Genomic DNA, 18383 nt, shown 5'->3' on the forward strand with positions numbered 1-18383 from the left:
AATGGGAAAGTATTTTGGCACTGATGGTGTAAGAGGCGTAGCAAATACCGAGCTGACTCCTGAATTAGCATTTAGGCTTGGCCGTGCGGGCGGCTATGTATTAACAAAGGATGTTGAACAGCCAAAAATCGTTATAGGAAGAGATACAAGAATTTCAGGCGAAATGTTTGAAGGAGCATTAATTTCCGGGCTTTTATCTGTGGGAGTCGAAGTAATGAGACTGGGTGTTCTTTCTACTCCTGGTGTAGCTTTTTTAACGAAAGCATTGAGTGCTCAAGGAGGAATCATGATTTCTGCTTCTCATAACCCAGTAGAAGACAATGGCATTAAATTCTTTAGTTCCGATGGATTTAAATTATCTGAAGCCATGGAACAAGAAATTGAGAATCACCTTACAGGAGAAGATGAGTTGCCTCGTCCAACAGGAAAGAGCCTTGGTGTGGTAAATGATTATTTTGAAGGCGGACAGAAATACCTGCAGTTTTTGAAACAAACGGTTCAGGAGGATTTCTCTGGTCTTCACATTGCGTTGGATTGTGCACACGGAGCAGCTTCTTCCCTTGCTCCACATTTGTTTGCTGATCTGGAAGCTGATATTTCAACGATTGGAAACAATCCGGACGGAATCAACATAAACGAAGGTGTGGGCTCTACTCATCCAGAGACACTATCTGCATTCGTAAAAGAAAAGGGCGCTGACTTGGGGCTTGCCTTTGATGGAGATGCTGACCGCCTGATTGCAGTTGATGAGAATGGCAGCATTGTTGACGGGGACCGGATTATGTTTATCTGTGCAAAGTACCTGAAGTCAGAGGGGCTTTTAAACGACAATACACTAGTCACTACGGTAATGAGTAATCTAGGATTGTATAAGTCTCTTGAAACTCTGGGAATAGAAACTAAGCAGACTTCTGTGGGAGACAGGTACGTAATGGAAGAAATGCGTAAAGGCGGCTACAGTTTAGGCGGTGAGCAATCCGGGCATATTATTTTCCTCGATTACGTGACAACCGGAGATGGGATGTTAACAGCTCTCCAACTTGCAAACATTGTTAAAGCAACGGAGAAGCCTCTTTCACAGTTAGCTGCTGAAATGGATAAATTCCCTCAAAAGCTTGTCAACGTGCCTGTAGTGAACAAGGAAGAAATCCACTCCAATACAGTAATCAATGAGGCTATCGAGCGGGTTGAAAGCGAAATGGGGGGCAATGGGCGTATCCTCGTCCGTCCTTCTGGTACAGAATCTCTTGTAAGAGTGATGGCAGAGGCTGAGACAGAAGAACTTTGCTCAAAGTATGTAGATGAAATTGTAAAGATTGTAGAACAGCAGATGGGCCGCACTCAATAGACAAAAACACAGCACAGGCTGACTCACAATAGAGCCGGCCTGTGCATATTTTTATATTACAGACCTGCTATAAAGTTTTAACAGTAGGCTTTTCCCTTGTTTACTAAAGTGAAATCAAGGGTAAGTGTTCATTAGTTTGCCATTTTTATTAAAAGAACTAGACAAATTTACAATTGACCGGCAGGAGTCATTATAGTAAGATTATCCCAGATTCTAAAATGGAAAGGAGAGAAAAAGAAAGCAAGAAGTCATAAAAGCGCCCGGACTGTTCCTGAAACGGTGAGAAAAGGAGCAGTTGACGAGGAGGAGGTTTATCGAGTGATCGGCGGATACCTCCCGGATGCAGTGTCACATCCGAAAGCTCCTGGTAAAGCAGAGAGGCAACTCTTTGTACAAAAGCTGGAGTAATGACACGTTAGAAATAGAGAACGATTCCCAGCCTGCAGACGGCCAGAGGGAAATCATTTAAAAAAAGAGAAGAGCGGGGCAGGATGCCCCGTGCAAACCTGCCCTGTTTTATGGGAGGTATTAATGTATGTGTGGTATTGTTGGATATGCTGGAAATGAGGAAGCAAAAGATATACTAATTAAGGGTCTTAAGAAACTTGAATACAGAGGCTATGATTCAGCTGGGATTGCCTTAGCAGCAGAAGACGGAGTAAAGCTCTACAAAGAAAAAGGACGAATTGCCACCCTTGAGGAATCAATTAACGGGGACGCTTCAGGAACTCTCGGGATTGGTCACACACGCTGGGCTACACACGGACCGCCAAGCCAGTTAAATGCCCACCCCCATCAAAGCTCTTCTGGTCGATTTACACTTGTTCATAATGGCGTGATAGAAAACTATGCTCAATTGACACGTGAATATTTACAAGATGTCGACCTTGCCAGTGACACAGATACTGAAGTCATTGTGCAGCTTGTAGAATTGTTTGTGGAAGAAGGCATGAATGTAGAAGAGTCTTTCAGTAAAACACTTTCCCTGCTCAAAGGTTCTTATGCTACGGCTCTTGTAGATAAAGAAAATAACGATACGATCTATGTAGGGAAAAATAAGAGCCCGCTTCTTGTAGGGGTTGGTGATGGGGTTAACGTTGTAGCATCTGATTCAATGGCTATGCTGCACGTTACAAAAGAATTTGTGGAGCTAATGGACCAGGAAATGGTGATTGTTACTCGTGACAAGGTTGAAATTAAGAGCCTTGAGGGCGAGATTATTTCCAGAGAGTCTTTCACCGCAGAGCTTGATGAGAGTGATACGGAAAAAGGCACCTACTCTCATTTTATGGCAAAAGAAATTGATGAACAGCCTTTCGTTATTCGAAATATCATCCAAAAATATCAAAATGATTCTGGTGACATAAAGCTTGAACAAGATATTCGCTCGGCTGTGAATGAGGCTGACCGCGTTTATATCATTGCTGCTGGAACTAGCTACCATGCAGGTCTTGTTGGAAAAGAACTCATGGAAAAGGTGGCAAAAAAACCGGTAGAAGTCCATATTGCAAGTGAATTTTTGTACAATGAGCCGATGTTATCAGAAAATCCGCTCTTTATCTTTATCTCACAAAGCGGCGAAACAGCAGACTGCCGCGGCGTGCTTGTAAATATCAAGAAAAAAGGCTTTAAGTCTTTAACGATTACGAATGTTCCAGGATCTACCCTTTCCCGTGAAGCAGACTTCACTCTTCACACCTATGCAGGCCCGGAAATAGCAGTTGCTTCTACAAAAGCCTACACTGCCCAAATGGCTGTATTTTCCATTTTGGCTATGGATGCGGCAAGAGCACAGGGGATTGATACGGACTTTGATGCAATTTATGAACTTGGTATTGTGGCAAACGCGATGGAAACCCTTTGCGATCAGAAGGATACCATGGAGCAGATTGCGAGGGACTACTTGCTGGAAACCCGTAATTGCTTTTTCATCGGCCGTGCCTTTGATTACCATGTTGTCTTGGAAGGTGCATTAAAGCTGAAAGAAATCTCTTATATCCAAGCAGAAGGGTTTGCAGGTGGAGAACTGAAGCACGGTACCATCGCTTTAATTGAGGATGGGACCCTGTGATTGGCCTTGCTACTCAGGAGCATGTGAATCTGAACATTCGCGGTAATATTCAAGAGGTAGCAGCACGAGGAGCAAATGTATGCTTGATTTCAATGGAAGGAATGGAAGAAGAAGAAGATAACATCGTCCTTCCAAAAATCCATGAATATATGACTCCTCTTGTAAGTGTTATTCCATTGCAGCTGATTTCCTACTTTGCAGCTCTTCACAGAGGATGCGACGTGGATAAACCACGTAACCTGGCAAAGTCGGTTACTGTGGAATAGAGGCTGTTTCATACAAACCCTGATCGTTGGTAAACGATCAGGGTTTTTTTATGCTCTTTCCGCTTTTCGTTTCCACGCTAAAAAGGCTGTTTCAACCGGCAGGGAATGGAAAAATTTCAGCAGGAAATCACTAGGTATTTCAATGGTTTTTATCTTAATCAAACGTTTGTTTAATCAAACATCCCTACACATTTGATGCTGGCTCCAATACTATTTATTGTTCAATATACCCTCGATCTCTTGTCCAATAGGTTAATCGCTTTTTATATTTCCTCTCTTTTCACACGGTTGTTTTCCTCACTGTCTAACCCCATAATTCAGTTCATTTTTAAGTAGACATAAACTTTTTTCGTCTATTCTCCCGATTCTTTCCTTCATTATGGGTAAGAACTTACTAACATTTTTTCCTGTTCAGTAAGTTGATTGTTAAAAGCATAAAGTGAGCCGAGAAGTACAAAATAGATGGAGAAATAACATGGGGATGTGATGATGTGAAAACAGTATTGAAAATGATCTCACTTCTTATTCTTTTTTCCCTGGCAGTGAGTAGTTCAGCAGAAGCGGCTGCCATGAAGGAATCAGATCAAATGTACAAACCAGGTATCTCTTCTCATTCCCCGCTTGAACATATGGTGCGAGAGCAGCCATTTGGCGAAATGCTATTTTGGCCGGAAGTTCGAATTCTTATGCCCGGGAAAGCCCAATTTCAGGTTACAGATCTTGATACTGGTCTCACTTTCAAAGTACAAAAACGAGCTGGCAAACAACACGCCGATGTACAACCATTAACAACAAGCGACACAGAAATCATGAAAGAAATATATGAAGGAAAGTGGAGCTGGAAACGTAGAGCAGTACTTGTTCATCTTGATGGACGCATGATCGCCGCTTCCATGAATGGTATGCCTCATGGGGCAGGAGCTTTGTCAAACGGATTTCCGGGCCACTTTTGTATTCACTTTGCAGGAAGCACCACGCACCGAAAGAATAACATGGATCCTGCTCATCAATTCATGGTCTTAAAGGCGGCGGGAAAACTTGAGGAGTATCGCAATAAAATGGGCCCATATGAAGTAGTTGAGTTATTTCTTACCGCTCTTCACCAGGATGACTTGTATCTGCTACGGGTTGCACGACCAGAATACATTACACAAAATGGGAAGGAAATCTTACAGGAAATAAGCAAAATCAGTATTGTTTCAAAGCACGTTGAAGCCGAGGAGATAATGCTTACCCCTGTCTTTGCACTTGAAGTGCCAGTGAAGCTTAAATATTCAGCTCATAGAGAAGGGACAAGGAGTGATTTATTTACCTTTGGCTTAAAAAAAGATATCTTAACAAATCGGTGGGAGATGTACTGTGAGGATTTCTTAGAGCGATAAATAAAAAGAATTTTTACTCTCCAGGAGGAGGGGGAAATTAAATCCTGCAGGACATTTACCCTTTTAGGTTAGGTCTTCCCACAGGCCATAGAAGTAATATATTTCTGATAAAATAGTATTGGCATTCTGTGCTTCAATTCCTCCTTTTATTCGAGAAAGGGAGCCTTTAATTTCATTTATTATGTCTCGTTCTGCACTAAACTGCACCCTCTTAGAAATTTGATCCCATGCTTGCAAAGCCTTTTCATGTTCACTTGCAGCTTCTTCCCATCTCTCCTCTTGTATATATTGTTCTATATTTTCTACGTGAAAAAGCACATCGTCACTTTTACCGATTGGTTCTTTCAACCACCCGCCACTGGTCATTAAGAGTAAGGAAGCAACAAAAAACAGAGCTGGAACAAGGTAAAGAAAGAATTTTCTCATGAAAGCTACCTCCTTATAACATTCCCTTGTTAGTAAGGTCCTTTGTAGTCACTGATATTTAATTTATCAGTTATGTTATCCTCAAACTTATCAACGTAAAATAAATCATTCGGAAGCAGTGCAGCATAGGAAACCTCTTTTAATGAATGTATCCCCTTTTTCTTTAATTGCTCCATTAGCCAATCCTCATCTTTTTTTCGCTGAGATAAATTCTGTGTAATAATCTTTCCATCCACAATCAGCTCGGTAGTGAGTTGCGGCGGTTGGCCTGGAAGGTTAAAATCTTTTTTCTGAACCGGTTGGTAGTCTGAGTGGGGGAGAACAGAAACAGAGCCGTCGGGTTCTAAAATTGCAATTCCTACTTGCACAGGAGAAAAGATATTTTTTGAGCGAAGCTGCTGCATAAGTTCATCTTTTGTTATTCGTACCTTTGACAGATTCTTTTCCAAAATCATTCCATTTTGCATAAGTACGACCGGCTCTGAATCCTGAACTTTAGACAGGAAACGATTTTTATTGCCAATAAATTGGAGAATAATAGTCAAAACAATAAAAACCGTTAAAGCAATCCAGTGTACCAAGGCTTTTGAGGAAAGATCGGTGGCTAGCGTAGCAGCAATTGATCCTATCGTAATTCCGTTTATGTAATCAAACATTGTAAAATTCCCAATAAGCTGTTTCCCAACTAATCTCGCGTATAAAAGTATAGTAAAAAAGTAATGATCGATCGAACGAGAACTACCAGGGGCTCCTGCATAAACAATCTCACCTTCTTACTCTGATAAACATAAATCCCCTGCTTTTTGCATTTATACCACTGATCTTTCTGGATAGAAACAGGCTCTCACCCCCATGGTTACGGTGCTTTTATGACGGGTTATAGAATTCCGAAGAAAGGCCAAAGGGCGGCAGGTAATGAAAAGATTTGTTTACTTTGGGAACCTCCTGCTATTATGGAAGTATTCTTAGAGAAAGAAGTGAGACCGTTTGGAAAAGTTACAAATAGGAACTAGTAATATCAGCGCTTCAGGGATTGGTTTGGGCTGTATGAGGTTAAGCACTCTTTCTAAAAAGGAAGCTGCCAGAGTTATTCAAAATGCAGTGGAAGCCGGTGTCGATTTCTTTGATCATGCAGATATTTATGGAAAGGGAAAAGCAGAAGAGACGTTTGCCGAGGCAATCAAACTGACCTCCATACAGCGTGAAGATATTCTTCTTCAAACGAAATGCGGGATCAGGAAAGGCTATTTTGACTTTTCAAAAAACATATTATTGAATCAGTAGACGGCAGTCTTCAAAGGCTGCAAACAGATTATATTGATATATTGCTCCTTCATCGTCCTGATGCTCTTATGGAACCAGAAGAAGTAGCAGAAGCGTTCAGTATTCTTGAGAAAAGCGGGAAAGTACGTCAGTTTGGGGTAAGCAATCAAAACCCTATGCAAATAGAACTTCTAAATCAATACATAGAGCAAAATTTAATCATAAATCAGCTTCAATTCAGCCTCATGCATACTGTCATGCTTGATGCAGGGCTTAATGTAAATATGCAAAACAGTGCTGGTATTGTGCGGGATAGTAGTGTTATGGATTATTGTCGTTTACATAATATGACCGTACAGGCTTGGTCTCCTTTTCAGTATGGAATGATACAAGGTTCATTTGTAGGAAATGATCAGTTTCCAGAGGTGAACACGAAACTGCAGGAGCTGGCAGAGCAGTATAACATCACAGCTTCGGCTGTTGCGATTGCGTGGATTCTTCGTCACCCTGCAAAAATTCAACCTATTGTTGGAAGCATGAACTGAACGGCTATTGGATATAGTCAAAGCCTCAGAGGTTAAACTGACAAGAAAAGAGTGGTATGAGTTATACCGAGCAGCAGGAAATGAGCTGCCATAAGACGAGCAAAAGACTCTTTCCACAACTCATGGAGAAGGGTATGGAAGAGAAGGCAAGAGGATAGGACAAAAACTGGCTAAGAAGGAGGCTGGGACAAAACTCAGCTAAATAGAAGGACCCTCACCGTCGGTGAGGGCTTTTGCTATAGGAAGTATTTTAAACAGTTGATTGTTCAAAAATACACTCGCTTGCACCTAAAAGCACAAGTACAACATCCGTTCAAGCTAAGGCTTCAGCTAACCGGGGAAAATCGCCGCTAAATCTTCAGCTCATGCTTTTCCCGCAGGTAAATTTTGATCAGCCGACGACAAAAATTTACCCTTTATGATTTTACAACAGTCTGACTTTGTTCATGGAGCATTAAATCTACTGGAGAAGCAGTCGTTCTTTTTACATTGGAAATAATCAAGCCGCTCTTAGGAAACGTTGGAATACGGGTCATATCATACTCAAGATCTTGTTCAGGCACCTTGTAATTAATGTTTTCTGTCAGGTACTTAAAACAAGAGCGCATAACCATGACCGTCATCCATTCACCGGCACAACGGTGTCCGGCATGATGGTCGCCTCCGCCTTGAGGAATAAAGGCAAAAGGACTTTCCTTCCAATCTTTGAACCTTTCTGGCCAGAATTCATCTGCGTTCTCCCACAGGTCCGGATGCCGATTGGTTCCAAATAAATCCAATACGACAAGCATATCTTTTTTGAATTTATAACCGTGCCATTCAAAGTTCTTCTTCACCTTGGCCGCCATGGCAGGTGCAAAAGGATAGTAACGGCGAACTTCCTGGGCAAACATTTGGCTGTAGTTGTCTTTATCTGCCTTCAGTTTGTCTGTCACCTCCGGATTCTCATGGAGTGCAAGAACACCAAAGGCAATATAATAGGCAGCAGCAATCAGCGGACGGTAGGAATTATTCAGATCGACTGAAGCCGATTTTAAATCAAGCTTTTTTCCATTTTGTTCTGTGTGGTGAGCAACAATATAGAGAGCGGTATTTGGATGAACTTCTAACTTCCCGGCCCGCACTTTTTTTATTATTCCCTGGAGCCACTTCTCATGGCTGTCTCTGGCACTAACCCCTTTTTTAAAGATGGCTGCAGAACTGCCGACACCAGAACCTCCGAAATCAACCATGTCCACCAGCTCCTGGGTTCGCTCTTTAATTTCCTCTTCCTTCAAAGGCAGCCCGGCCCAGCGCATGCCTGCTACTGCAAAGACTTCTTGAATCTCGTTGAGAAGCACCACTTCATCTTTCTTTCCCCACTCTATTGCTTTATTGTCCAGCTCTTCAACGGCAATTCTTTTCATATCCTCAAGCCGTTCAGGAGTCATCATTGCCAGAAACATCCGCTTACGGTGCTTGTGGGCTTCCCCGTCCTGCTCATGGACACCGCCTTCGCCGAGTAACGATTTTTTCAGAGGTTTTGGGAGAGCTCCTTTACGTTTAAATTTGTCATTATCATAAAACACTCTGGCTGCTTCTTCACCGGCCATGCAGACTGTTTTTTGTCCGATCAACCGAGTTTCAAAAATATCAGACCCCAGCTTTTCACGTCTTCTTGGGATAAAATGAAATCCTTCTTTGATGAGTGATAGGGTCTTGTCGAACCCTTTTTCACGTGGAATAGGTGTTTTTACTTTCACAGGCTCCAACTCCTCTTTCACATTTTAAATTCATCATTCATAGAGGCTATGTACTCTCTGGAAGCGGCTTAAAATACTCTATTTATAATAATTACCCTTGGCAAGTGAAGATAAACGCTTGATTGCTTCCTGTGTATCGGGTTAACCGAATCGTCATCATTTACTTTAGAAAACATGGACAATGTACATGAAAAATCTTTACCTTACTCATACTACAGATGGGAGGTTGAAGGCCATGAAAGGTACATATTTGCTATTATCTATTATCATTGCTTTCGCTCACAGCGGAACAAGTGAATTATCTGTAAAAAATGAAGGGGAAGTCGTAGGTGTTCTTCCTAAGGAAGTGATTACAGAACCATTGCTTGGTGAGCCTGTCATTGATCATGAAAAAATAGAGGAATTTTTAGATAGGATGGAACAACGTGTATACCAAGGGCCGGTAAATGCCTCCATTGATAAAGGGGAAAATATTATCCCGGGAAAAGAAGGATATAACTTGACCGGAAGGCAATGTTCGGTAGAGTGTCACAATTTTATTACAGCGGTGGTTCGACTGTAGTAAGCGCTCCTCTCATCCCTATTCACCCAAAAGTTGACGTGGAGCTCTTATCGGAGATTCGTGAAAAACAGATTGGGCAGTACATTACTTACTTCAATCGAAAAAAGAAGGAGAGAGCAACAAATATTTCTCTTGCCGTAGAGGCGATCAATAATCATGTCGTATTTCCAGGAGAGACATTTTCATTTAATGAAGTAGTGGGGCAGCGAACAAAAGAAAAAGGTTATTTATCAGCCCTATTATTATTAAAGGAAAAATGTATGATGGGATAGGCGGAGGGATCTGCCAGGTTTCTTCAACCTTGTTTAACGCTGTAGACAAAGCAGGTATGGAAATTACCCAAAGGTACACTCATAGTAAACGGGTTTCCTACGTTCCCCCTGGAAGAGATGCTACAGTCAGCTGGCATGGTCCTGATTTCACCTTTAAAAACGGGTATAACCAGCCAATTCTTCTTCGGGCTAAAACGGTCGGCGGTATGGTAGTGGTGCAAGTGTTCTCCTCAGACAGGGTGAATGCAGAACCTAGAGATATAAATTAGGGTTTCATTTATATAATCAACATTCAGGCTTCTTTTTTGAAGATGAAGATTCGGAAAAATGGTTTACCCCCAGAATAATAGTATTGACAATGATTATCAATTACCGTATAGTTGTGTTTAGATTGATAATCATTTTCATTTACATAGTTCAAGGGGGAAGAGAGTATGAAAAAGTACAGCAAGTATCTTCTTCTACTGGTTTTGGCAGCTTTTCTAATTATCGCTGCTGCTTGCGGCCAGGAAGAGGAGCAGGATGCTTCCGGTGATAATGATGCCGGCGGAGATGCAGAAACAGAAGAAACAGAAGATACGGATGAAACGGAAGAAGCGGCTAGTGAATTAGACGGGGAACTTGTGGTATACTCGGCTAGGAACGAACAATTTGTGCAGGCTCTATTGGACAAATTTTCTGAAGAAACAGGCATTGAAGTAAGCGCGTTACATGAAGCAGAGCCTCTTCAATTGCAAGAAGAAGCAGGGAATGTACAAGCAGACGTGTTTATTTCTAATGACCTAGGAGCCTTAGAATATTTAAATCAAGAGGGTTTACTAGAGGCATCTAACCCTGAAAACGTTGAATCCATAGACAGCCAGTACCGTGCTGAGAATAATGAGTGGGTAGCAATTTCTGCAAGAGCCCGCGGTTTTATTTACAATAAAGATATGGTTTCCGAAGATGAAGTGCCATCAAGCATGGAAGATTTATTCGATGCTGAGTGGGCAGACGTAGAGAATGGCTATGCCATTACCCGTGGCGGCAATGGCGGTATGATCGGAAATGTTTCAGCTCTTCGTTATGAGTGGGGCGATGAAAGAACAGCAGAATGGATCGAATCCATCCAGGAAAATGCTGCAGGAATCTTCGAGGGTCATGGTGATATCCGTCGAGCTGTGGGTGCGGGTGAACATGCCTTTGGACTTGTTAACAACTATTATTATCATCAGCAGTTAGAAGAGCCAACTGATAATAATGTCGGTTTTGTCTACCCTGACCAGGAAGAAGGGAGATGGGAGCCATTGCGAACGCAGCTGGTGTAGGAATGGTTGCCGGTGGACCGAATGAAGAAAATGCAAGGGCATTTATGGACTGGGTTCTTGAAGAAGAGAACCAGCTTGCTTTCGTTGGGGAGTCACTAGAACTTCCTATAAATCCGGAACTTGATCCGCCGTACGAAGAAGCTGTAAGATTTGATGAGCTTAAGATCCAGGATATGCCATTAAGAGAACTTGGAAACTATTTTGAAGATACTAGAATGTTGATTGAAGATTCTGGTCTTGACCTTGATTTAAGATAGAGTTTTCCACATATAGGAGAGGGCATAATGAGCATGAGGAAGAATGAAAATAGACAACTAGATAATGATCAACATGCCAAGGTTGGGGAAAATACTTCTCCAACCCTTCTCCGTTTCTTGAGAAGGCGCTGGCTGGGAGTTTGGCGTGGGAATCCTCCAGGGCCATTTCTTCTTACGCTTGGGATCCTTGTCGGTCTGCTTATGTCTGTCCCAATCATTTACGTCATTTGGAGGTCGCTTTTTGCTGGAACAGACCGCTGGATGAGGCTCCTGGATGGCAGAATTCCACAGCTTTTGTGGAATACTCTTTCATTGACCTTTGCAGTTACCCTTTGTGCAGTTATTCTAGGAGTATCACTGGCCTGGCTTGTTGTGCGGACTGATGTACCTGGGAGGAAACTGCTCCAGTGGATGCTTGCTCTTCCGTTAGTGATCCCTCCCTATGTGGGAGCAGTGACATATATTATTGTATTTGGACCAAGTGGGTGGATGCGTGATCTTTGGAGAGAAACCCCTTGGCTGGTGAACATTTTTGGGGACTATCCTTTATCGATATATTCATTCTGGGGTGTCTTTTTCGTACTCACAATGTTTACCTACCCTTATGTCTTTCTCATAGCAAGTGCTTCTCTTCGAAAAATGAATCGTAATTTTGAAGAAGTTGCCCGGTCTCAAGGGATGAATACAAGGCAAGTGTTTTGGAAGGTGAATCTTCCTTTTCTTCGCGGCTATCGGAGCAGGGGCTATCCTGATCGCCTTGTATGTTCTCTCAGATTTCGGAGCCATTGCTATGCTCAGATACGTAACATTTACAGCGGCCATTTACTTTCAGCGGGCAAGCTTTGATACAGAATCCGCTTCTGTTTTAAGCCTGGTCCTCATTGTGTTGACTGTTATTATATTATGGATTGAATCCAGAACAAGAAAGAAAAATAAATTCTATCAAACTTCCAACACTTTTAGAGAGCCTGATATTTTGTCTCTTGGCAAGTGGAAACCAGTGGCTGTGCTTTTTATCGGGTTGGTTATTGTTTTCTCAATCCTATTGCCAATTAGCGTCTTAATTTATTGGACAATTATCGGATTGGACCGAGGAGCTGTGGATGCACGCTTTTTCGAGTTTGCGTGGAACAGTGTTCTCGTTTCAGGAATGGCGGCTTTATTATGTATGCTCCTAGCACTGCCGATCATTTACTTGCGTTCAAGGTATCCGTCGGTGATCTCCAGCAGTATTGATAAAATGAGCTACGCTGGCTACGCTCTGCCAGGCGTGATTGTAGCCTTAGGGTTTGTGTTTATTTTTAACAATCACTTTCCGTTCCTGTACAATACTTTTTATCTCATAGCGCTTGCTATGGTCGTACGATTCTTGCCGCAAGCGATGCAAGCAGGAGATGCATCACTCAGCTTAGTTTCTCCGAGAGTAGACGAGACAGCACGGAGCTTAGGCTATCCGCCATGGAAGGTAATGTTTAAAGTAATTATCCCTTCGATTCTGCCTGGGGTACTTGCCGGTGGCGCGCTCGTGTTCGTCAGTGCAATTAAAGAACTGCCTGCTACCCTGATGCTAAGGCCGCCTGGATTTGATACGCTGGCTGTGCGAATCTATTACGAAGCTTCTGAAGCTATTTATCATCAGGCTGCACCGGCTGCTTTGATTCTTATTTTGGTGTCGATTATTCCACTTCGATATATGTTGAAAAAGTATTGAAAAGCAAGGCAGAAAAAGAGACGAGCACATGTTGCTTGTCTCTTTTTTAACGTACCATATTCTAATTTTTAAATGTCCTAAAACATTCTGCTGAAAAAAGCATGACGACCAGGCCGAAAACAAAGGCATAGGTGGCGCTAAGCGCATGACCATCACCGTGGCTTTCAGGGATAAGCTCTTTATAAACAATATAAAGCATTGAGCCTGCAGCGAATGCCAGTCCAAGAGGGAGGAGGACATACACGTAAGCTGTGAGCCAAAAGCCGATGATGGCTGCAGCGACTTCAATAATACCAGTAAAAGCAGCAATCAAAAGTGCTTTCCAGCGAGGAACTTTTTGTTGGATAAGAAACAAAGCGATGATAAAGCCTTCCGGAGCATTTTGCAGGCCGATGGTAAAAGCGATCAACATTCCTAACCCTTCCACTCCACTAGCATAACTTACTCCTACCGATAGACCTTCTGGAATGTTATGAAGAGTGATTGCAGTAACAACGAGTATGGCTTGAGCAGGGTAAGGGTATGGGATGCTTTTTCCAGGTGATGTTTCTGTGTGGATATGAGGAATATTTTGCTCAAGAAAAGTAAGTCCCAGTACACCTATAAGCAGTCCGGCCGCAATAACAGGAAAGCCTGCTAATTCCAGTGCCTCGGGGATAAGTTCAAACGTAGATGCGGCTACCATTAATCCAGCGCTAAAGGCAATCAGAATATCTCTTGCTCTATGTGTTGCACTTGCCATAAAGAGTGCCGGCACGGCACCTGCTCCTGTAGCAAGAGCCGATAAAAAACTGGCAATAAGAAATTCTTCCATTCTTTCCTCCAGTCCTGCCGTTTTCTTATACCTTATTCAGTGCAAGGAAGGGATAGAAGAGCATGGACTATATAAATTTAAGAGACCTGTCTCTGGGGAAAAGTAATATATTGTGTTTAAAAAAGCCTGCAGTGTTCCTGCAGGCTTTGTAGATAGTTGGGTTTACTAGTTTATTGAAGAGCAGTTTCCAGGTTTTCAATGTTTCTTCTCATAAGACTAAAGTAGTCTTCCTCGTTTTCTTCATCCTCCTCGACCAAAGCCTCAAGATTATGAAGAAGTAAGGCTTCAGCTCCTACCTCATCTTGAACAACTTCAGCGACTTGAGGAGTAATGTTTTGTTCAAACATAACATACTCAATATCGTGATCCTCTGCGTATTGAATAATTTCTTCTAATTGTTTTTGAGAGGGCTCATTTGTAGGAGAAAGTCCAGATATTCCAAGCTGGTTTAATCCGTAACGTTGTTCCCAGTAGCCGTACCCTGCATGTGAAACGATAAATGTATCCTTATCTGCAGCTTCTACCATTGCTTCAAATTCTTCATGGAGGGTTTCAAGCTCCTGCTGGAGTTCTTCAAAATTGTTTTCAAAGGTCTCGCTTTCCTCAGGGTTAACCTCTACTAACGCCTCTTTAATGTTTTCTGCCATTTCTATGGATAAAACTGGGTCAAGCCAGACATGAGGATCTTCGTCTCCGTGGTCGTGTGAGTGTCCATGATCGTCATGGGAATGATCTTCATCTTCTTCATGGGCATGGTCATCGTGCCCGTGCTCATCATCATGCGCGTGCTCATCCTCTTCATGACCGTGGTCATCGTGTCCGTGCTCATCTTCCTCATGAGAATGGTCATCGTGCCGTGCTCATCTTCTTCATGGGCATGGTCATCGTGCCCGTGCTCGTCATCATGGTCGTGGTCATGGTCGTGATCATGGTCATGGTCGTGATCATGGTCATGGTCGTGATCATAATCAATCAAATCGATGCCTTCTACGGCTTTCACAACCTTCACATCTTCTCCTTGAAGAGTATCTTCAACTGCGTCAGCAAATCCTTCCATACCTGCTCCGTTGTACAGAAACATATCTGATTCGGCAATATCAATCATTGTCTGTGCAGTTGGTTCAAAGCTGTGGGCATCAGCGCCAACGGGCACAATATTAGTTACATTCACAGCGTCACCGCCGATACGATTCGCGAAATCCTCTAGAGCAAATAACGTAGTGTAAACATCAATTGTTTCAGTTTCTTCACCGTTACCCTCGTCTTGTTCAGCTGCTTCTTCCGTTTGATCAGCTTCTCCACAAGCTGCCAAAACGGCAGAAAGACCAATTGTGCATGCAATTCCTGCTTTAGCTTTCATTGTATGTAATCCCCTCTTCGTAATCATTCTGTTTTATTAATCTAAAAAAGAGTATAAAGGGTATTGATTGCTTTGTAAACCGTAATTATTACAATTTGTTCAGATTCTAGAAAATTTTTTTCTCAAAATCATAGATCAGGCTTTTGAAAATAGCCAATTTTAGTGTATTACAGGCAACTTTAAAACATGCAGGTGACGTAGATAAGTGAGCGTAAGAAAGAAAGACTTTACACAGAGAAAAGAAATCATTATAATTTCAAATATAAATCGTAACAATTACTATTTGTTTACGAAAAAAATTTTGGATTTAAATCGAAATGATTATGATTTAAAAAGGAGAATAAAAATGGCTAAAAAATCTAAGATAGCAAAAGAAAAAAAACGTCAGGAAATAGTGGAGAGATATGCAGAAATAAGAAAAGAACTAAAAGCAAAAGGGGATTACGAAGCATTAAGAAAACTGCCAAGAGATTCGGCACCCACGAGACTTCATAATCGTTGTGAAATAACCGGCAGACCTAGAGGCTATATGAGAAAGTTTGGAATGTCCCGTATCACTTTTCGTGAGCTGGCTCATAAAGGGCAGATTCCAGGTGTAAAAAAATCCAGCTGGTAAACTGATTAACTATGTAAAGGGAGGATAGGGAGCTATGTATAAATGGATCATTATTGGAGGCGGCATTCATGGATGCACGATCGCCACATTTTTATTAAAGAGTGGAAAAGTAAAGAAAGACGAATTGCTGATTATTGATCCATATCCTGTCCCTTTATACAAGTGGAAAACCATTACAAGCAAAATAGGAATGGATTATTTAAGGTCTCCTTCCGTGCATCATTTGGATCCTGCCCCCTTTAGTCTGCAGAAATACGCAAAGGATAATAAGGTTACGGCTCCTTTTATTGGAAGGTTTAAAAGACCGAGCCTTCCTCTATTTAACGCCCATTGTGAAGCACTATTTGCGGAAACAGATCTATACAGCTGCTGGTTTAGGGCTAAAGTAGAGAATCTTGCTCCAGGAAAGAAAAAGTGGATGGTTCATACAACAAATGGGAGATTAGAAGCAAAGCGGGTCGTACTTGCCATAGGAATGAACACTCAGCCTTCCTATCCAGAGTGGGCTGAAGAACTGGCAAAAAGCAACCCTCACAGAATTCATCACATTTTCAATGATGATTTGCAATCCATAAAAGAAATGCCCCCTTCTTTTGGCATTGTAGGCGGCGGTATCTCTTCCATACATACCGCTGTTCATTTATGTAATGTGCACAATGAAAAGGTCAAACTTATCAAACGGCATCCTTTTCGAGTTCATGACTTTGATAGTGATCCCGGGTGGCTGGGGCCTAAATACCTGACTTCTTTCAGAAAAGAGAATGACCTGAATATACGGAGGAAAATGATTACTCAGGCAAGGCACAGGGGATCGATGCCAAGAAATTTGTTTATGAAAGCTAAAAGATTGTACGGACGCGGACAACTTGAAGTAATTACTGATGAAATTTCAGGTGTAAGAGCTGCAGGATCTTATATTGATATCAGGTTAAAAGAAAATCCAAGCCAAAAAGTATCCTCTGTTATTTTAACGACAGGGGCCGCCTCTCGTCATTCAATTCATGAATGGCTGACTCATATGCCCAAGTGTACATCATGCGGTTTTCCTATTATTAATAAAAATTTGGAATGGGAAAACGGGCTCCATGTTTCTGGTCCACTGGCAGAATTGGAAATAGGGCCCGTATCACGCAACATTGCCGGGGCAAGAAAAAGTGCAGAGATTATCACTGCACTGGCTAACTAGAGAAAGGGGGAAAGATAGATGGAAAAAGTACCGGTCACAGTCTTAAGCGGCTATTTAGGGGCAGGCAAGACGACTGTATTAAATCATATATTAGCAAATAGGGATGGGATAAGAGTCGCAGTCATTGTAAATGACATGAGTGAGATTAACATTGATGCTGATTTAATAGAACGTGGCGGCTTTAAACGCACAGAGGAGAAAATGATAGAACTATCAAATGGCTGCATATGCTGTACATTACGTGAAGACCTGCTTGTTGAGGTAAACCGTTTGGTGAAACAAGGAGATATAGATTACATCTTGATTGAATCTACAGGGGTTAGTGAACCAATACCTGTAGCTCAGACGTTTAGTTACCTGGATGATGAAATGGGGATCGACTTAAGTGAACAATGCCGATTGGATACAATGGTAACAGTAGTAGATGCTAATCGCTTTTGGGAGGATTATTCATCAGGGGAAACATTAATAGATAGGAAACAAAACGCAGACGAGGAAGATGAGCGAGACGTTGTGGATTTACTTATTGACCAAGTAGAGTTTTGCAATGTTCTTATAGTGAATAAGGTTGATTGTTTACAACCTCAAGACCGCAAAAAGCTGATTGCCTTTTTACAAAAGCTTCAGCCCGAAGCCAATTTAATTGAAACGATGTATGGGCGCATTGAACCTTCTGAAGTTCTGGGTACTGGTCTGTTTGATTTTGAACATGCAAGTCAATCAGCTGGCTGGCTGAAAGAACTGGAAATGGAAAATCATACACCTGAAACAGAGGAGTATGGCATAAGCTCCTTTGTGTACCGAAAACGCTGGCCTTTTCACACGGAAAGACTAACTGCCTGGCTTTCATCCACCCCGAAGGAAGTGGTCAGGGCGAAAGGAATGGCATGGTTGTCTACACACCATGACTACGCAGTACTGTTGTCACAAGCAGGAAGCTCCGTATCTTTAGAACCCGCAGCTTATTGGGCAGCGGCACTCCCGAACGAAGAGAAGAAGGAACTGGTTGATCAGGAGCCTGAAACAGCGGTTGAGTTAATCAATCATGAATTTGGAGACCGAATCAATGAATTAGTTATTATAGGAATTGATATGAAGCAGTCTGAGATAGAAGAAGCACTCGATCGATGTTTAATTCAGCCAGACGAATATCATGAATGGAAAGCCAAGCAAGAAAAAACGGTTCTATAACTGCTCCTTTCAAACGCCAATATTTGACATATCAAAGAAAGAAACAGATGATAGAGAGAATAGA

At 42.1% G+C, this 18383-nt stretch carries 14 protein-coding genes and 5 pseudogenes; 13 read left to right on the forward strand and 6 right to left on the reverse strand.

Translation table 11 applies throughout. The features are described 5' to 3' along the window. The first annotated feature begins 1 nt into the window (after position 1). The 4 genes and pseudogenes from glmM (at position 2) to JCM19033_RS12290 (ending at position 5067) form a co-directional block, all read left to right on the forward strand. Positions 2-1348 (forward strand): phosphoglucosamine mutase, encoded by a 1347-nt coding sequence (gene glmM / locus JCM19033_RS12280; protein ID WP_054636510.1) that lies wholly within the window; start codon positions 2-4, stop codon positions 1346-1348. 279 nt (positions 1349-1627) lie between these two features. Continuing rightward, complete coding sequence (locus JCM19033_RS25790) at positions 1628-1756, forward strand: hypothetical protein (RefSeq protein WP_269758175.1); 129 nt, start codon at positions 1628-1630, stop codon at positions 1754-1756. A 127-nt stretch (positions 1757-1883) separates the two neighbouring features. Beyond that, a pseudogene (glmS, locus tag JCM19033_RS12285) lies at positions 1884-3685 on the forward strand (glutamine--fructose-6-phosphate transaminase (isomerizing)). A 491-nt stretch (positions 3686-4176) separates the two neighbouring features. Further along, complete coding sequence (locus JCM19033_RS12290; protein ID WP_083465420.1) at positions 4177-5067, forward strand: hypothetical protein; 891 nt, start codon at positions 4177-4179, stop codon at positions 5065-5067. A gap of 63 nt (positions 5068-5130) precedes the next feature. Here JCM19033_RS12290 and JCM19033_RS12295 read toward each other — a convergent pair whose 3' ends face one another. Further along, positions 5131-5493, reverse strand: a complete 363-nt coding sequence (locus JCM19033_RS12295; protein ID WP_054636511.1) for a DUF4363 family protein — start codon at positions 5491-5493, stop codon at positions 5131-5133. 29 nt (positions 5494-5522) lie between these two features. Continuing rightward, a complete protein-coding gene (locus tag JCM19033_RS12300) occupies positions 5523-6149 on the reverse strand; it encodes a DUF421 domain-containing protein (RefSeq protein WP_269758176.1) in 627 nt (208 codons plus the stop codon). Positions 6150-6480: 331 nt separating this feature from the next. Here JCM19033_RS12300 and JCM19033_RS12305 point away from each other — a divergent pair. Next, positions 6481-7395 (forward strand): annotated as a pseudogene (locus tag JCM19033_RS12305) (aldo/keto reductase family oxidoreductase). A gap of 322 nt (positions 7396-7717) precedes the next feature. On the opposite strand, the gene JCM19033_RS12310 reads toward JCM19033_RS12305, so the two are convergent. Further along, positions 7718-9043: a cytochrome P450 gene (locus JCM19033_RS12310; RefSeq protein WP_054636512.1), complete on the reverse strand. Its 1326-nt coding sequence runs from the start codon at positions 9041-9043 to the stop codon at positions 7718-7720. A 235-nt stretch (positions 9044-9278) separates the two neighbouring features. Between JCM19033_RS12310 and JCM19033_RS25795 the strand changes: the two genes are divergently transcribed. The 5 genes and pseudogenes from JCM19033_RS25795 (at position 9279) to JCM19033_RS12325 (ending at position 13152) form a co-directional block, all read left to right on the forward strand. Continuing rightward, a complete protein-coding gene (locus JCM19033_RS25795; RefSeq protein WP_269758177.1) occupies positions 9279-9605 on the forward strand; it encodes a hypothetical protein in 327 nt (108 codons plus the stop codon). Further along, positions 9557-10146 (forward strand): annotated as a pseudogene (locus JCM19033_RS12315) (VanW family protein). Before JCM19033_RS25795 ends, JCM19033_RS12315 begins: the two are co-directional and overlap by 49 nt. Before the next feature lie 165 nt (positions 10147-10311). Beyond that, positions 10312-11184 (forward strand): extracellular solute-binding protein, encoded by an 873-nt coding sequence (locus tag JCM19033_RS12320; protein ID WP_306301334.1) that lies wholly within the window; start codon positions 10312-10314, stop codon positions 11182-11184. Beyond that, complete coding sequence (locus tag JCM19033_RS27500; protein WP_306301335.1) at positions 11154-11441, forward strand: hypothetical protein; 288 nt, start codon at positions 11154-11156, stop codon at positions 11439-11441. The genes JCM19033_RS12320 and JCM19033_RS27500 overlap by 31 nt, the downstream gene beginning before the upstream one ends. Positions 11442-11468: 27 nt before the next feature. Continuing rightward, positions 11469-13152 (forward strand): annotated as a pseudogene (locus tag JCM19033_RS12325) (ABC transporter permease). A 61-nt stretch (positions 13153-13213) separates the two neighbouring features. Here JCM19033_RS12325 and JCM19033_RS12330 read toward each other — a convergent pair. The 3 genes and pseudogenes from JCM19033_RS12330 to JCM19033_RS27510 all read right to left on the reverse strand — a co-directional run bounded on the left by JCM19033_RS12330 (position 13214) and on the right by JCM19033_RS27510 (position 15353). Continuing rightward, positions 13214-13966, reverse strand: a complete 753-nt coding sequence (locus tag JCM19033_RS12330) for a ZIP family metal transporter (RefSeq protein ID WP_054636513.1) — start codon at positions 13964-13966, stop codon at positions 13214-13216. Between the two features lie 170 nt (positions 13967-14136). Further along, a pseudogene (locus tag JCM19033_RS27505) lies at positions 14137-14658 on the reverse strand (metal ABC transporter solute-binding protein, Zn/Mn family); the annotation flags it as partial. Further along, positions 14616-15353, reverse strand: coding sequence for a metal ABC transporter solute-binding protein, Zn/Mn family (locus tag JCM19033_RS27510; RefSeq protein WP_306301336.1), 738 nt, complete (start codon positions 15351-15353; stop codon positions 14616-14618). The gene JCM19033_RS27510 and the pseudogene JCM19033_RS27505, both read right to left, overlap by 43 nt. Before the next feature lie 319 nt (positions 15354-15672). On the opposite strand from JCM19033_RS27510, the gene rpsN reads away from it, so the two are divergent. The 3 genes from rpsN to JCM19033_RS12350 are packed head-to-tail and all read left to right on the forward strand — an operon-like array spanning position 15673 to position 18319. Continuing rightward, positions 15673-15942 carry a 30S ribosomal protein S14 gene (gene rpsN, locus JCM19033_RS12340; protein ID WP_054636579.1) on the forward strand — a complete coding sequence of 90 codons (270 nt, stop codon included), beginning with the start codon at positions 15673-15675 and terminating at the stop codon, positions 15940-15942. A gap of 34 nt (positions 15943-15976) precedes the next feature. After that, complete coding sequence (locus JCM19033_RS12345; RefSeq protein ID WP_054636514.1) at positions 15977-17128, forward strand: FAD/NAD(P)-binding protein; 1152 nt, start codon at positions 15977-15979, stop codon at positions 17126-17128. 18 nt (positions 17129-17146) lie between these two features. Further along, complete coding sequence (locus tag JCM19033_RS12350; RefSeq protein WP_054636515.1) at positions 17147-18319, forward strand: GTP-binding protein; 1173 nt, start codon at positions 17147-17149, stop codon at positions 18317-18319. Positions 18320-18383: the final 64 nt, after the last annotated feature.

The sequence above is a fragment of the Thalassobacillus sp. C254 genome, assembly GCF_001310615.1.

Bases quoted from the DNA above. Each gene is read 5' to 3' on its own strand.
- JCM19033_RS12330 (WP_054636513.1), bottom strand. From the start codon at position 13,966: ATGGAAGAATTTCTTATTGCCAGTTTTTTATCGGCTCTTGCTACAGGA.
- JCM19033_RS12295 (WP_054636511.1), bottom strand. From the start codon at position 5,493: ATGAGAAAATTCTTTCTTTACCTTGTTCCAGCTCTGTTTTTTGTTGCT.
- rpsN (WP_054636579.1), top strand. From the start codon at position 15,673: ATGGCTAAAAAATCTAAGATAGCAAAAGAAAAAAAACGTCAGGAAATA.
- JCM19033_RS27510 (WP_306301336.1), bottom strand. From the start codon at position 15,353: ATGATTACGAAGAGGGGATTACATACAATGAAAGCTAAAGCAGGAATT.
- JCM19033_RS12345 (WP_054636514.1), top strand. From the start codon at position 15,977: ATGTATAAATGGATCATTATTGGAGGCGGCATTCATGGATGCACGATC.
- JCM19033_RS12320 (WP_306301334.1), top strand. From the start codon at position 10,312: ATGAAAAAGTACAGCAAGTATCTTCTTCTACTGGTTTTGGCAGCTTTT.
- JCM19033_RS27500 (WP_306301335.1), top strand. From the start codon at position 11,154: ATGGGAGCCATTGCGAACGCAGCTGGTGTAGGAATGGTTGCCGGTGGA.
- JCM19033_RS12350 (WP_054636515.1), top strand. From the start codon at position 17,147: ATGGAAAAAGTACCGGTCACAGTCTTAAGCGGCTATTTAGGGGCAGGC.
- glmM (WP_054636510.1), top strand. From the start codon at position 2: ATGGGAAAGTATTTTGGCACTGATGGTGTAAGAGGCGTAGCAAATACC.
- JCM19033_RS25795 (WP_269758177.1), top strand. From the start codon at position 9,279: ATGAAAGGTACATATTTGCTATTATCTATTATCATTGCTTTCGCTCAC.
- JCM19033_RS12300 (WP_269758176.1), bottom strand. From the start codon at position 6,149: ATGTTTGATTACATAAACGGAATTACGATAGGATCAATTGCTGCTACG.